This is a genomic window from Sorangium sp. So ce296, from assembly GCF_051529605.1.
GTDB classification, from domain to species: Bacteria; Myxococcota_A; Polyangia; order Polyangiales; family Polyangiaceae; genus Sorangium; species Sorangium cellulosum_D.
The window spans coordinates 12,241,358-12,255,636 of the sequence record NZ_CP150325.1 but is presented as its reverse complement, the minus strand read 5'-3'; the positions used below and the strand labels follow the sequence as shown (position 1 = coordinate 12,255,636).

11 protein-coding genes are annotated in these 14,279 nt (G+C 72.0%); 3 read left to right on the top strand and 8 right to left on the bottom strand.

Going from position 1 to position 14,279, the window contains the following annotated elements:
* Positions 1-334: 334 nt before the first annotated feature.
* The gene (locus WME98_RS45205; protein ID WP_437947796.1) at positions 335-1,405 is read left to right on the top strand and encodes a vWA domain-containing protein; all 1,071 of its coding nucleotides are present in this window, start codon (positions 335-337) and stop codon (positions 1,403-1,405) included.
* Positions 1,406-1,711: 306 nt separating this feature from the next.
* Entirely contained in the window at positions 1,712-2,788 is a 1,077-nt protein-coding gene (locus WME98_RS45200) for a pectate lyase (RefSeq protein WP_437947795.1), read from the top strand.
* A gap of 49 nt (positions 2,789-2,837) precedes the next feature.
* Here the strand turns inward: WME98_RS45200 and WME98_RS45195 are convergent, their stop codons facing one another.
* On the bottom strand, positions 2,838-3,422 hold the full coding sequence (locus WME98_RS45195) for an HD domain-containing protein (RefSeq protein ID WP_437954104.1): 585 nt from the start codon (positions 3,420-3,422) through the stop codon (positions 2,838-2,840).
* Between the two features lie 131 nt (positions 3,423-3,553).
* Positions 3,554-4,666 carry a diguanylate cyclase gene (locus WME98_RS45190; protein WP_437947794.1) on the bottom strand — a complete coding sequence of 371 codons (1,113 nt, stop codon included), beginning with the start codon at positions 4,664-4,666 and terminating at the stop codon, positions 3,554-3,556.
* Between WME98_RS45190 and WME98_RS45185 the strand changes: the two genes are divergently transcribed.
* Entirely contained in the window at positions 4,635-5,990 is a 1,356-nt protein-coding gene (locus WME98_RS45185; RefSeq protein ID WP_437947792.1) for a sigma 54-interacting transcriptional regulator, read from the top strand. The two genes, WME98_RS45190 and WME98_RS45185, sit on opposite strands and share 32 nt — an antisense overlap.
* A 36-nt stretch (positions 5,991-6,026) precedes the next feature.
* On the opposite strand, the gene WME98_RS45180 is transcribed toward WME98_RS45185, so the two are convergent.
* The 6 genes from WME98_RS45180 to WME98_RS45155 form a co-directional block, all read right to left on the bottom strand.
* On the bottom strand, positions 6,027-6,908 hold the full coding sequence (locus WME98_RS45180; RefSeq protein ID WP_437947791.1) for a hypothetical protein: 882 nt from the start codon (positions 6,906-6,908) through the stop codon (positions 6,027-6,029).
* Positions 6,898-7,644, bottom strand: a complete 747-nt coding sequence (locus WME98_RS45175; RefSeq protein WP_437947790.1) for a hypothetical protein — start codon at positions 7,642-7,644, stop codon at positions 6,898-6,900. The genes WME98_RS45180 and WME98_RS45175 overlap by 11 nt, the downstream gene beginning before the upstream one ends.
* Positions 7,641-8,546 carry a ParA family protein gene (locus WME98_RS45170; RefSeq protein ID WP_061628867.1) on the bottom strand — a complete coding sequence of 302 codons (906 nt, stop codon included), beginning with the start codon at positions 8,544-8,546 and terminating at the stop codon, positions 7,641-7,643. The genes WME98_RS45175 and WME98_RS45170 overlap by 4 nt, the downstream gene beginning before the upstream one ends.
* A gap of 1,633 nt (positions 8,547-10,179) precedes the next feature.
* Complete coding sequence (locus WME98_RS45165; RefSeq protein WP_437947789.1) at positions 10,180-11,001, bottom strand: hypothetical protein; 822 nt, start codon at positions 10,999-11,001, stop codon at positions 10,180-10,182.
* 28 nt (positions 11,002-11,029) lie between these two features.
* Positions 11,030-12,784, bottom strand: a complete 1,755-nt coding sequence (locus WME98_RS45160; RefSeq protein WP_437947788.1) for a protein kinase domain-containing protein — start codon at positions 12,782-12,784, stop codon at positions 11,030-11,032.
* Positions 12,785-13,048: 264 nt separating this feature from the next.
* Entirely contained in the window at positions 13,049-14,218 is a 1,170-nt protein-coding gene (locus WME98_RS45155) for a vWA domain-containing protein (RefSeq protein WP_437947787.1), read from the bottom strand.
* Positions 14,219-14,279 lie beyond the last annotated feature (61 nt).

The following is a 14,279-nucleotide window of genomic DNA, read 5'->3' as shown; positions in this document are numbered from 1 at the left end:
GGCGACGACGCAGGGCGCCCCGCCACGAGTGGTGGGGCGGAAGAAGCCTTTGCGTAGAATATGCCAGTCAGCATGCCACGAGTGCACCCTCGAGCCACCCCGCGCCCCGGGGCACGCGCCTTGCTGCGATGTCCCCGCGAACGGCGCGCGGGCGCCTGAGCCCGCCGCGCGCATCGTGGGAGTTCAGCCAAAATTTCGGTGACGCAGGGCGCTCGCTGACGCGCGTGCTGGCTCCTGCCCGGGAGAGCGGGGCCGGCAGAGCGATCGTGAGGGCGTCACCCGGAGTCTGCTTACGGGAGGCAGCATGCGGAGAGCATCCTTGGTTTGGTCCGTCGTGACGTTGGCAGCGCTATCGGGCTGTGCGGCGAGCATCGACGGCGACAGCGGTAGAAGCAGCGGCGATACGGGCGCGGGGGCCGGCCCCGGCGTTGACGACTTCGGCGACGCGACGGGGGGCGAGCCCGGCGGCGACTTCACCCCTGGCGTCACGACCGGAGGAGAGGAAGTGGACTGCGGGCGTCAGAACTTCAACGTCGAGCGCAAGCCGGCCAGCATCCTCTTGGTCCTCGACCGCTCCGCGTCGATGCAGGACGATCCGAGCGGGGACGAGGGCACGCCGTCGAAATGGGAGCTCGTCGTGCCCGCCTTGCAGGAGGTGATCGCGGCGACGAACGAGGCGGCCTCCTGGGGCCTGAAGGTCTTCCCGCAGGGCGACCGGACGGGCACCTGCACCGAGGAGAGCTTCCCGCGCGACATCCTGATCCCGATCGCGGGCAACAACGCGCCCACGGTCAATCAGGCGATCTCGAGCACCATCCCCGAGGGGGACGGCACGCCGACGGGCGACGCCATCAACAAGGCGGTCGAGTACCTGCAGTCGATCCAGAACGACGACCCGAAGTACATCCTGCTCGCCACGGACGGCGACCCGTCGTGCCCCAAGAGCGACTCGGACGAGTTCGCGGTGCAGGCGGTGACGAACGCCGCCGCCGCCGGCTTCCACACGTTCGTGGTCGGTATCGCGTCGCAGGAGAGCAAGGTCAAGGCGCTCAACGGCCTCGCGGTCGCGGGGCTCGAGCCCCGGGACGACCCGGATCCGCTCGCGCCCAAGTTCTACCTCGCGGCCACGAAGGACGAGCTCGTGGCGTCGCTGCTGACGATCACGGGAGAGGTCTCGACCTGCCTGTTCCCGCTGAGCGCGCCCCCGCCGAACCCGGACCACGTGGGCGTGTTCGTCGGGGATCAGGCGGTCATGCAAGACACCACAGGCATGAACGGCTGGAATTACACGGGGCCCGACATGACGACCATCCAGCTTTACGGCGCCGCGTGCGAGCAGGTGGCGAGCAGCGGCGCCGGCGCGGTCAAGGTGATCTTCGGCTGCAAGGACGACCCGATCTACTGAGCCGCCGGGCGCGCTCCGCCCGCGCGCGGAGCGCCGGCGCGTCAACCGCGATCGTCAACCGGTGTCGACCTGGCGTTGACACGGAGACCGCCCCCCACGTCCGCGCGGCAGCCCGGCGCCCCGTGGCGCCCGCTGGACCGCCGCTTGCATTCTCGTAGACCGCTTGACCCCGAGGCCCGCTCGACGACGTGGAGCGTGGGTTCGTGGTTGCCACCTCGATGACGGCGCCAGCCGGCGTCGTGCGAGCGCTCCCGGCGCGGGTCGCCCATCGTAATTTGAAAGAGAGGTAGCGAGATGAGATTCGGATTGAAGTCAGCCTTCACTTTGCTGCTCGTGCTCGGCGCCGCCGGCGCCTCCCAGCTCGGTTGTTCGGACGACGCGGCGACGCCGGACGACGGCGAAGGGGGCAGCAGCTCGACCAGCAGCGCCGTCGCCAGCGGCGGGAGCACGACCACGGGGAGCGGCGGCGGCGGCGGCGGCAGCTCGAGCAGCACGTCGGCGAGCAGCACGGCCGCGAGCACCACGTCGGCGAGCACCACCGCCGCGAGCACCACGTCGGCGAGCACCACCGCCGCGAGCACCACGAGCAGCGGCACCGGCGGCGCGGGCGGCGAGGAGCCGCTCAGCGACGAGATCCCGATGGTGATCCCGACGCCCACGAACGGCGCCGGCGAGATCAGGACCCAGACGACGGTGCTGAAGAACGCGGCCAACGGCGGGCAGGACGTCTACGACTTCAACAACCAGAAGATCGGCGTGAACAACACCGCCGATTGCGACGACGGCGAGGGCCAGAAGACGGTGTTCGAGGTCGAGGACGGGGTCACCGTGAAGAACCTCATCATCGCGGGCGGCCTCCCCGCCGGCAACGGCATCGTCTGCAAGGGCGACTGCACCCTCGATCACGTCTACTGGGAGGACGTCTGCGAGGACGCCGCGACCAACAGCAAGGACGGCGCGACGATGCGCATCAACGGCTCGATCGCCCTGCACTCCGCCGACAAGATCTTCCAGCACAACGCCAAGGGCGGCTCCACGACCATCGTCACGAACTCGTACATCGCCGACTTCGGGAAGCTCTGGCGCTCGTGCGGCGACTGCACCGCCAACGGCGGCCCGCGCAACCTGATCATCGACAACGTCCGGGTGGACAAGGTCAAGACGACGGTCGCGGGCGCGAACCAGAACTACGGTGACACGGTCACGATCACGAACCTCTACGTCAAGGGGGGATACGACGAGGAGGACGACAAGCCGAAGATCTGCCAGGAGTACCGGGCCGTCACCGACCACATGGGCGAGTCGGAGAAGCTCCACGGCGGCGCGAGCCAGTGGAACACCGCCACGTGCCGCGTGAGCAAGAGCGACATCAAGAGCTGGTGAGCGCGTGACCGCGCGAGCGGCGGCGCCCGCTCCGCTCTGCCCCGCTCCGTTACGATCCCACCCCGAGCTTGCGGCGCAGGTTGTCGCGCGCGCGCGCCTCGAGGCGCTCCCGGAAATACGGCGACAGGAAGATGTGCTCCGCCGCGAGCAGCCGCTCGAAGAAGGCTCGCCGGCCCGCGGCGTAGAGCTCGGGCGGCACGGCGCTGTACTCCGCGGCGATCGCGCGGTCGTAGGCGTCGAACGCCGCCGCGTCGCTGCCCAGGATGGCCATGTCGCAGTCGAGGAACAGCGCCTCGTCCTCGCCGACGTCCGCGGGCGCGAGCGATCCGTGGCGCGCGGTGAGCAGGATGAGCCGCGCGATGAGGCCCTCGTCGAGCCCCTCGCCGGGCAGCCAGCGCGCGACGGCCTCGCGCGCGAGCTCGGCGCTCTGCTCCTCGTTGTCGCGGCGGCCTGGCGCGTACACGGCGTCGTGGAAGAGCGCGGCCAGGACCACCTCGCGCGGCCGCCGCCAGCCGACGTCGCGGCCGACCTCGGCCACACGGCGCAGCACCTCGCGCACGTGGGCCAGGTCGTGGTACGCGCGCCCGGGCTCGCCGTAGGCCGCCCGCACGGCGCTCCACAGCGGCTCCGGCAGGGCGAGCCCGCCCGGCGCCTCCGGCGGCGCGCCGCCGGCGTCCGCGGCAGCGCGCGCCTCTTCCGCGGCGCCCGCGGGCGCCTCCCCCGCTTCGCCCGCCGCGTCGGCGCCGCCCGGCCTCGCGGGAGCGGTCACGCGAGCACCAGGTCCTCGGGGCGGAACAGCTCCCCGTCGTACGTCGCGATGCGGCCCTTCTCCGTGGCCTTCGCGTGGTTCTTGGCCAGGTTGGCGCGCCCCTGGATCTCGCGGTCCGTCAGGAAGCAGTCCACGTCCGCGACGCACAGCCCGGCGGAGATCGTCGGCGCCCGCTCGACGCGGCGGTAGCGGCGGCGGGCGAGCCGCGCCTGCAGCGCGCGCAGGAAGTCCACCGCCCACGCGCGCGTCGCGTTCGGCAGCGTGACCATGTACTCGTCGCCGCCGAACCGGTACGCGTGCCCGTGCCCGAAGACGTGCGCCTCGATGCTCTCCATGAGCGGCGGCAGCACGTGCAGGTCGACCGCGGTCTCGGTGTGCTGCACGTTGAACGCCTTGAAGTCGTCGATGTCGATGAACGCCACGGCGATCGCGGCGCCGCGCAGCGCGCACCGCGCCCGGTAGTGCGCCAGATCCGGGAGGAAGAGCCCGGGCGCCTCGAGGATGTGGAACTTCTCGTCGTACTCGCGCGGCCGGAGCGGCGGCGCCTCCGGCAGCACGGCCTCGGCGTGCCGGATCGACATGTAGTCCGTCAGCCGCGGCACCTGGAGCGCGCGCGTGGCCGCGAACCACGGCGCGGCCATCAGCTGCTCCAGCGCGTGGATCTCGCGCCGGAGGTGCCGGATCGTGTCGGCGTTCACGGCCTTCTGCAGCGGCTCCTCGATCGCCGTGGCGCTGTCGCGCCGCAGGTCGATCAGGATGCGCTTGAGCAGCGGGCCCTGCGTCTCGTGGATCGGCACGTGCGGCTGGCGCAGCTCGAGCTGCCGCCCGAGGAGGCTCAGCTGCCCGATGAGCTCCGTCACCTCCGGCGGCTCGTAGCCGCGGAACTCCCGCCGGATCACGTCCGCCACGTCGCGGCGGAACGCGTCCGTGAAGCGGGTGACGCACTGGGACAGGGTCTTGGCCTCGGCCGGCGTGAACTCGGGCATCGCCGCGAGGATACCCTGGCGATACCCCGGCGACGCGGCCGTCCGGCGCCCGGGGCGCACCGCGCGCTGGAAATCCGCCAGGAATTCGGAGATGCTGACCCTCCCCCTCGCCGCCCGTTCCATGCACGACTCCACCCGGACGATCACGACCCTCCGCAGCGACGCGGTCGAGCTCCCGGACCTGCGCGTCCTCGTCACCCCCCAGAAGAGCCCGCCGATCGAGGCCACGCTCGGCGTCGCGCCGCTCGTCCTCGGCACGAGCGGCGAGTGCGATGTCGTCATCCCCGACTCGCGCGTGTCGCGCCGCCACTGCCAGCTCCGGTTCACGCCGCGCGGCGTCGCCCTCACCGACCTCGGCAGCAAGAACGGCACGTTCATCAACGACGTCCTGATCGTCGAGGGCTTCCTCACGCCGGGCGCCCTCGCCTCGCTGGGCGGCGTCCCGCTCACCGTGCGCGTCGGCGGCGCCCCGGTCGTCGTCCCGCTCTCCACCTCGGCCAGCTTCGGCGAGGCCCTCGGCAGCAGCGTCCCGATGCGCGCGCTCTTCGCCCGCCTCGAGCGCGCCGCGGCCACGTCCGAGACGATCCTCCTCCTCGGCGAGTCGGGCACGGGCAAGGAGGTCCTCGCCCGCGCCATCCACGAGGCGAGCCCGCGCAGCGGCGGCCCCTTCGTCGTGTTCGACTGTAGCGCCGTCGCCCCGAACCTCATCGAGGCCGAGCTCTTCGGCTACACGAAGGGCGCCTTCACCGGCGCCCAGGCCGCGCGCGCCGGCCTGCTCGAGGAGGCGAGCGGCGGCACGCTCTTCCTCGACGAGATCGGCGAGCTCCCGCTCGATCTCCAGCCGAAGCTCCTGCGCGCCCTCGAGGCCCGCCAGGTGCGCCGCATCGGCGCCGCCGCGTACACGTCCTTCGACGCCCGCGTCATCGCCGCCACGCACCGCGACCTCCAGGGCCGCATCGGCGCGGGGTCGTTCCGCGAGGACCTCTACTACCGGCTCGCCGTGGTCGAGGCGGTGGTGCCGCCGCTGCGCGAGCGCAAGGAGGACATCCCGCTCTTGGTCGAGCGCTTCCTGGCGGCGCAGATGCCGCCGCGCTCGCTCGCCGATCTGCCGCCGAACGCGCTGGAGCTGCTCCGCGGGCACCACTGGCCGGGCAACGTGCGCGAGCTCCGCAACACGGTCGCGCGGCTGGTGCTCTTCCCGCACCTGGCCGAGGAGGCGATCGTCAAGGTGGCGCCGCGGCCCGCCGACATGGGCGTCGTCCAGTTCGCGTCGCTGCCGCTCCGCGAGGCGCGCGACATGGTCGTCGAGCAGTTCGAGCGGACGTTCATCGCGATGAAGCTGCGGGACAGCGGCGGCAACGTCGCGCGGGCCGCCGCGTCGATGGGCGTCTCCCGGCAGCTCGTCCACCGGCTGATGGAGCGCTACGGCATCCGCAGCAAGGGGTGACGGGGCGCGGCGGCGCCGGGACGTGAGAGCGGAAGCCTACGGCTGCAGTGATGATCTTGGGCTCGCCACCAGGGCGAGCCCCTTCCTGTCGAGGAGCAGGCCGTCGCTCGTCGGAAAAGGTTTGCGCTTCCGCTCCCGCCACGTGCGGAGCGCCGCAGCGCGCTGGTGCTGCGCCCAGGTCACGGGAACGGACTCCATGCAGCGCAGAAAGCGGATGCGCCCACCGGCGTCCATGGCGTCACGCAACATGAAGCGCCGGATGGGCTGCGAGACGAGCAGGTAAGGCCCGAGGTGATACAGCGCCAGGAGGAGCAGGCAGGCCTCGCCGAGGCGCCGGAGGGCGGCATCGAGGTCCCGGGCGCGCTCCTCATCGAGGTCGATCGAACGGATGTTCCAGTAGAGGCTCCGGTAGCGCGCGGTGGAGCCGTGCACGAAGCGGCTCGATTGCCGGTAGGCGTGCTCGATCTCGGAGAACAGAAAGGACGTCTCGGCGGCGTCGCCGAGCGCAGGCTGGAAGTGCGGAAGGCGCTGGATCTCCTGGAGCAGGTCGGCCCAGACGTCTCTCACGTTCTCCTCGGGGAGGAGGGAGCGCGCGACGAACAGGGAGGGACGCGAGTCGAAGTAGCAGTGCCGGACGAGGTTCTCCAGGAGGCTCCGGGCATGGACATGGGCGGTGCGCTCCACCCCGAGCGCACCTGCATGCAAGATCGCGAGGATGTCCGCTCGTGCCGCGTTCAAGAACGCAGGGACCGCCGCAAACCCGCTGCAGTGCCAGGCGAGCCAGTTCAGGTAGGCGAGGGTCTGCTGGGAGGCGGCGAGCTCCGATCCGGAGCCACCGAGCCGGCGCTCGACCTGCCGGCCGACCTCCGCGAGCAGCTTCTCGCGGGGCGAGTCGCGGCGCTGTCGCTTACTCGCCATGGGCCTTCTTTCTGTTGATACGGCGTGTCTCTGCGATCGCCCGGTCGGCGGGGCTGCGCACCCCTTCGGCCAGCAAGCGGGTCGTGATGCCCTCGATCGTGAGGGGCGCGAGGCGCTCTGCGTCCTTGAAGAGCCTCTCTGCGAGGTGCCGGCGTGATTCTTGCGCCTTGTAGGGCAGCGGATTAGGCGACCACATGGTCCGAAGCTGCGCGATGGAGTGCAGCGTCGGCAGTACGATCACGTTCCCGTCGATTGCCGAGATCGCGAGATTGCGGAGGAGCGACTCGATTCTTTCTCGATGCGCCTGTCCCGCACGACCGGAGGCGAACCTGAGCAAGTCCAGCAACCTCGACACTTTTTCGGCAGGAGGAACAAGTTGTTTGTCTATTCGACGAATGGCGCGCGCGATGGCCTCTTCAAACGTCGAGTTCGGCGGCGTATCTAGGTCGAACCGTTCACGGAGCGCCCGCTCGACATCGGCATTGTCGCGGGCCAGCGCGACAAGCTCGTCTTTGACGATCTCACGCAGCCGCTCCATCGAAATGGGCTCCTGGTCCTCGGGGCTCTGCTGCCGCTTGAAATTCCGGAGCAGCTGGAGGACTTGCGCCAGCTCCTGCTGTCCGCCGAGGATCGCCTCGGCGGCCTGGAAATCGTCCGCAGAGTGCTCCTCGACCAAGCTGAGCAGCGCTCGCGCTGCTCGTACTCCATCACTGCCTGTTCGCTCGGGGCTCGTCACGGCGCACCTCCAAGAAGCCCCACCTCGTGCGCGACCGCGTCGAGCTCGGCGACGAGCGGCTCGTGCTCGGGATTGTCGGAGAACGGCAACGGTTCGTTCGCCTCGAAGGAGTTTCGGTAGGCTTCATCCTCGGAGATCCTCGCGGAGAGGCAGCGAACCGCAGGCTTCTGCGCCGCGCACAAAGCACCGATCGCCTCCACGTACCCCTGTGCCTTGGCCCGCTGGATGGCATCCCTCGACGGCGGGAACATGCTCAGCACGACCCCGGCGACCTTCGCCTTGATGTCCAGGACCTTCTTGTACTCCCGCAGCGCCTTCATCAGGAGCGGCAGCCCGTGCAGGGAGAACTGATCCGCCGTCATCGGGACCAGGATCTTGTCCGCCGCCTTGAGCGCCGCCAGGCTGACGCTGCTGATGCTCGGCGGGCAGTCGATGATGACGTGCTCGTACGCATCGCCGGCCCTGGGCAGCCATTTCTTGATCCGCGACACGACGATCTCCGCCGCGATCTCCTGCACCTCGAACATCCTGGCGCTCCCGCACACGAGGGTGAGGGAGCCCCCGCCGGCGCACGCCCGCACGGGCTCCAGGTAGTCGCTCACCTTGCGCAGCGGGCCGTGCGGCTTCCCGCTGACCACGTCGAAGTACCGCACGTCGCCGTGGAACAGATCGTGGAGGTTGCCTTCCCGACGCGCCTTGTCCTCGCGCGTCCTCGCCTCGAAGCGCTCGTCGCTCAGCAGATAAAGGCTGGCATTGCACTGCGGGTCGGCGTCGATCAGAAGGACGCGCTGGTGGTGCCTCTCGGCGAGGAGCGCGGCCAGGTTGACGGCGATCGTCGTCTTACCGACCCCTCCCTTGATGTTCTGCACCGCGAGGACGCTCTGTTTCGGCCGATCCGGCATGCCGGTGGGAGCATACGCCACAGCCGTACCGCTCGGAAGTTCCGGCGGAAGCGCGCGAACGTCCGGGAGCGGGGCGGCCGAGACCGCACGCCTCTCACGCAGAGCTCACCCGTGCGCGCCCGCGTTGGGAGCGCCCCGACGTCCGAAGCGACGGCTGAAGCTGGGACAGTGGCGGCAACGTCGCGCGGGCCGCCGCTTCGATCGGCCTCTCCCAAGGGCTGACGGGGCGCGCGGCGGGCGGCTCCTCAGGCCGTGGACGGTGAGGTTCGGGGAGCTCCGCGAGGTGAGCGCGATGCCATCGAGCCCCGCGCTCGGCAGCCGACAGGGCGCGCAGGAGGGGGCTGGCGCTGCGCAGGAGCCATCCAACTGTAACGAAGGATACTCCACGGGCTGTGTAGGGGGAGCTCGGGGGCGGCGTAGGAGGCGCGCGATTGTAACAAAGGACACTCCGAGGGCTGCGCAGGCGGGGTTCGGGGGCGGCGCTGCAGGGCGGCGGGGCGGCGCTGCAGGGTGTCGCGGGGTGCGCAGGAGCGCGGCGGGAGATGCGCAGGAGCGCGGCGGGGCGGCGCTGCAGGGTGTCGTGGGATGCGCAGGAGCGCGGCGGGGGACGCGCAGGAGGGCGACGGGGCGGCGCTGCAGGGCGTCGCGGGCTGCGCAGGAGCGCGGCGGGGCGGCGCTGCAGGGACGGCGGCAGGCAGCAGCAGGGCGGCGGCACCGCGCAGGCGCGCAGCCTCTGCGCACAGGACAGGATCCGGGCGCGCACTCTCACGTCGAGGCCGCAGGGGGACGCGCGGCGGACGCTGCGGCCCGGGTCGTTCACGATGCGATCCGGCGGCTGCTCGGGTTGGCATCGGAGCGGCGCGCGTCGCAGCAAGGGGAGAGACCGCAAGGGCGCAAGAGGCGCAACGGGACAGAGATGAAATTGTATTCTTCTCTTTCTCTTCCCCTTGCGTCCCTTGCGCCCTTGCGGTCCATGAATCGATTTTCGCCGAATTTCAGCGGACGCCTGAGCCGCCTCGCATCCGCGACGCCGGCCGCGATCCTGTGCTCAAGGGCTACCTTGACGCGCGCTGCGGAGCTTGTGGCGAGCGCCGGGCTCGCGTATCCTCCGAGCCGTGGTGGATGCACGTGACGCTTTAGCGGCGCGGGACGCTCGGCTCGCGGGTCACTGCCGCGAAGGGTATCAACTCGCGCTTCGCGATCCGACCTACCGTGCGGCCGTCCTCGCAAGACTGCAGCGTGAGATCGCTGGACCGCCAGACGACCTCTGGACAGCTATCCCATGGATCTGGACCGCCACGCTCGGCGGCGAGCTGGCGAGGGGCGCCATGATCGCTGCCGTCGAGGACGCCGCCCGAGTTCTTCGCGGGTGGCTCGTGGGGATTGAGCCCATCGAAGCGCTCGAATCGAGGTGGACGGAGTCCTCTTCGGCCTCGCTCGGCCTCGGCAGTACCCTGCGAGCACACCCCTTTGCAGACCTCCGCGCATGGTCGATCCGTCCGCCGTCCGTCGCATCGTGAGCATCGAGGCATTCGAGCTTCACATCGCGGAGATCCTGGCGACACTCCCTCTCTGAACTCCGCAACCGGTTCCACGGCGCCCCGAGCGAGGCCGACGGGCCTCCCGCAGGCCCTCAGAACGATCCGCGCAGCGAGATCGCAGCGCCGTTCGGCAGCTGGGCGGAGCCCGTGGTCGGCGCCGCGGGGATCATCGGATCGAGCTGAAAGTACAGCACCGTCCCCACCCCCGCGACGACGAGCCCCGCGCCGGCGCTGATGGCGCCGGCCTTCCAGAGCGTGTCGATCGCCTCGACCTCGTCCGCCGTACACCCGGGCGCGCACCTGCTGCGGAGCTCGCTCCGGTCGACGTGCCCCTTGATGCCGAGGAACGCGCCCACGCCGACCGCCACCGCGCCGACGCCGGCGAGCACGAGCGGCCAGCGCTGCCGCACCGGCGCGGCCCCGCCGCGCGCCGCGGCCGGCGGCGCGGCCGCGGGGAACCGCACCGCGATCGGCAGCGCCTTGTCGCCCGGCGACACCGTGACCACGGTCGCGACGCGCGTCCCCGCCGCGTCCTCGAAGGTCAGCGTGTGGCGCCCGGGATCGAGCTCGATCGGGTCCTTCGGGAGCGCTTCGACGAGCGGCGCGCCGTCGAGGAGCACGCGCACGCGGCCCGGCGCGTGGCCGTCCGCGGACGTGGCCGACAGCGCGACGCTGGGCATGTCGCGCTCGACCTGCTCGCTCCAGCTCTGGCAGTCGCGGGCGAGCGTCGCCGGGCACGAGCTCACGCACAGACGGAGCTCGGCCCGGGCCCGCCGCAGCGCCCGGTCGCGGACGAGCTGCTGCGCTTGCTCGTACGAGGCCGCGCACGCTTCTCCCACGCCCTGAGCGCGGGCGCGCGAGCCCGCGAGGAGCGTGACGGCTGCGACGAAGGCGACGAGGAGGCCCCGTTTCATCGCAGCGTAGGCTACACGCTTCCGTCCTTCACAGACACTCACGCTTGATCCGCCGGATGCCGTCGCCGTCCAGGTAGTAGGGGGGCTCGCAGCGCGATCGCGGCCGCGCGCTGCGCGCGGGGGCCGCGGCGCGTACCCCCGCGGCGCGCTCCGTGGCGGCCGCGCGCGCGACCGACGCGGCCTTCGCGGGGGCGCTCGCGGACGCCGCGGGTGCCGCTGCGGACGCGCTCGTGGCGGGCGCGGCTGCTGTGGCCCCTGGCGCGGCCCCAGAGGCCCCTGGCGCGGCTGCTGCGGCCCTCGGCCCGGCCCCAGAGCCCTCGGCGGCCCCAGAGCCCTCGGCGGCCCCAGAGCCCTCCGCGACCCCAGCGCCCTCGACGACTCCAACGCCCTCTGCCGCCGCCGCCGACGCGATGGCCGGCGCCGAGACCCTCGCGGGCGCCGAGGGCTCGCCCACGCCGGCGCGCTCGTCCGGCGCGGCCTCCGGCCGCGCGCCACAGCCCCTGCCGGCGACCACCGCGAGCAGGAGCGCGGCGGCCCCGAACGCCAGCGTCGAGGCGCGGACGAGCTGCGCGCTCACCCGCCGCGCCGGCCCCGCCGCCGCGATCGGCGTCGCGAGCGCGGACGCCGCCGGCCGCGCCATGTCCTCGACCGTCCTCGTCATCGTCGCGACCGTCACCGAGACCCGCGCCGCGCGCGCGCGCTGCCCCGCCGGCAGCGCCGGGCGCGTGTCGATCTCCCGCAGCGGCGCCCCCTGCACGGCGGCAGGGCCCGACGGCGCCGGGGACGCGCTCCGCTGCGTCGAGGCCGCGCTCCGCTGCGACGTCTCGATCGCGGCGAGGCTCTTCGCCCGCGCCTCGAGCAACGTCCCCGCCGTCGCCTCGACCCACGCCCCGACCGCGCGCGGGCTCGCCGGCGAAAGCGCCTCCTCCAGCGCGGCCGCCATCTCCAGCGCGGTCGCGTAGCGCCGCTCCGGGTCCTTCTCGAGCCCGCGGAGCACCACCTCGTCGAGCGCCTTCGGCACCTCGCCGTACGCGCTCGGCGGCTGGACCACGCCCTCGAGGATCCTCCCGTAGATCTCCGCGTCGCACTCCCCGGTGAACAGCCGCCGCCCCGTGAGCACCTCCCACAGGACCACCGAGGCCGCGTAGATGTCGGCGCGCCGGTTCACGGGCGCGCCGCGGAGCTGCTCCGGCGCCATGTAGCTGAGCTTGCCCTTGAGCTGCCCGACGCGGCTCACCTGGCTCCGCACCGCCGCGCGCGCGATGCCGAAGTCGAGCACGCGCGCGATGCCGTCCTCGCCGACCAGGATGTTCTGCGGCGACACGTCGCGGTGGACGATCTGGAGCGGGGCGCCATCCTCGTCGATCGCCTCGTGCGCCGCGTGCAGGCCCGCGAGCGCGCCGGCGACGATGGCCGAGCCGACCGGCTGCGGCACCTTCTGCCCTTGCCTGCCAGCCTCGCGCAGCAGGCTCGAGAGCGACTCGCCGGCGATGTACTCCATGACCACGAAGAGCTCGTCGTCGGCCTGGACGCTGTCGAGCGTGGTGACGACGTTCGGGTGGCGGATGCGCACCGCCAGCCGCGCCTCGTCGAGCAGCATCGACGAGAACTCGGGATCCCTGGCGAACTGCGGGTGCAGGCGCTTGATCGCGACGGTGCGCGCGAAGCCGTGGGCGCCGACGAGCCGACCGAAGTGGACGGACGCCATCCCCCCGGAGGCGATCACGCCGTGGAGCGTGTATCGATCGAGGGTCCTCCGCTCGCGCTCCTGAGCCGCTTCCATCGTCGCCCTGTTTTACAACATCTCAGCAGCGTTGCTGGACGGTAACATGCGCCCGCACGGTCGGCGGGCCCGCGGCGAGGGGGCGCCGGGCACCGCCGCGGATAACGCGCGGCGCTGCCCGGCGCGACGGATCCGCGCTCGGCCGAGGTGGGATCGATGGGGGTGCAACGGAGTGCGTCCACAGTGTCAACGCACGGTTGACACGGATCGGCCCGACGGCGCGGCGGCGGGTCGGGCGCGCGGCGCTGGCGCGGCGGCCTGCGGCTACAGGGGGACCTCGATCACGCTCTCGCAGGTGAAATCGACGCTCAGCTGCGCCGCCGCGTCCGCCTGGACCGTCGTGCACGTGTCGACGCAGAGGACGATCTGCGTCGGGCTCGCGGGCTCGTCGTAACGCCAGGCGCCCTCGGTCGCGCAGCTCTGATCGTACGCGAGCTCCGTGGCCGCGTTCGCGCCGTCCGTGTAGACCACGCGGACCTTCTCCTTGTCGAAGCTGCTCCCGTCGGGGGGGAGCGGGATCGCCATCGTGCACGAGACCGCGGCGCTGCGGATCCGCTCGATCGCCGCCTTGAACGCGGCCGTGGTCTGCGAGGGATCGCCGGTGTCGATGAGGACGGCGCCCTCGGTGCCGCCCGCGGCCGCGATCTCGTGCAGGTCGTCGAGCGTGTCCGGCGCGCCGTCGATCGGCGGGTTCTCGACGCCGATGACGTACGTCAGGATGCTGTCCGCGAGCGCCGCCTGGGCGTCGGCGACGACGGCGTCGATCGTGTCGGAGGCCTCGTCGCAGCCCTGCGGGTAGCCGTCCGTCACGAGCACGATCGCGTATTTCCCGGGGTTCTGCTGGCGCTGCGCCTCGATGAGCGCGCTCGTGCCGCGCATCACCCACGCGGTCGGCGTGCCGCCGCGCCAGTCGCTCGACGTCGCCGGCTCGATCGCGTCGAGCGCCGCGCCGAACGCCGGCGAGGGCAGCGGCGTGAGCGGCACGTCCGGCGTCGCGTAGATCTCGGCCGAGCATTTGTCGTCCTCGGCCGGGAAGAACGTGAGCGACGCCGTGAGCCCCTCGGACCCGGGATCCGCGAAGAACTGCCGGGTCGCCGCGACCACGGGATCCCACTTGAGCGACTTGTCGTGCCACTTCTTGTCGCCCTTGCCCATGCTGCCCGACACGTCGAACGCGAAGGCCAGGTACACCGGCTGGAGCGACGCCGCCGCCGTCTGGGTCGCGCACGCTCCGCCGCCCGCGGGGCTGCCGTCGCCCGCGCCGCTCGATCCGGGGCCGGGCTCGCCGCCAATGTCGAACGAGCCCCCTTCCCCGCCGGAGCTCCCGCCGGAGCTCGCCCCTTCGCCCTCTCCCGCATCGCTCGGGCTGCTGCCGCACCCGAGCCCGACCGCAGCCACGCTCAGCATCGCCATGGCAACTGGAAGCAATTTCATACGTCGTCGGCTCCTTGCACCACCGCGTCCCGCCCTCGCGCCGCAAGCATCGAGTCGCCGG

Bases quoted from the DNA above. Each gene is read 5' to 3' on its own strand.
- WME98_RS45185 (WP_437947792.1), top strand. From the start codon at position 4,635: ATGCTGACCCTCCCCCTCGCCGCCCGTTCCATGCACGACTCCACCCGG.
- WME98_RS45190 (WP_437947794.1), bottom strand. From the start codon at position 4,666: ATGGAACGGGCGGCGAGGGGGAGGGTCAGCATCTCCGAATTCCTGGCG.
- WME98_RS45180 (WP_437947791.1), bottom strand. From the start codon at position 6,908: ATGGCGAGTAAGCGACAGCGCCGCGACTCGCCCCGCGAGAAGCTGCTC.
- WME98_RS45170 (WP_061628867.1), bottom strand. From the start codon at position 8,546: ATGCCGGATCGGCCGAAACAGAGCGTCCTCGCGGTGCAGAACATCAAG.
- WME98_RS45165 (WP_437947789.1), bottom strand. From the start codon at position 11,001: ATGAAACGGGGCCTCCTCGTCGCCTTCGTCGCAGCCGTCACGCTCCTC.
- WME98_RS45160 (WP_437947788.1), bottom strand. From the start codon at position 12,784: ATGGAAGCGGCTCAGGAGCGCGAGCGGAGGACCCTCGATCGATACACG.
- WME98_RS45155 (WP_437947787.1), bottom strand. From the start codon at position 14,218: ATGAAATTGCTTCCAGTTGCCATGGCGATGCTGAGCGTGGCTGCGGTC.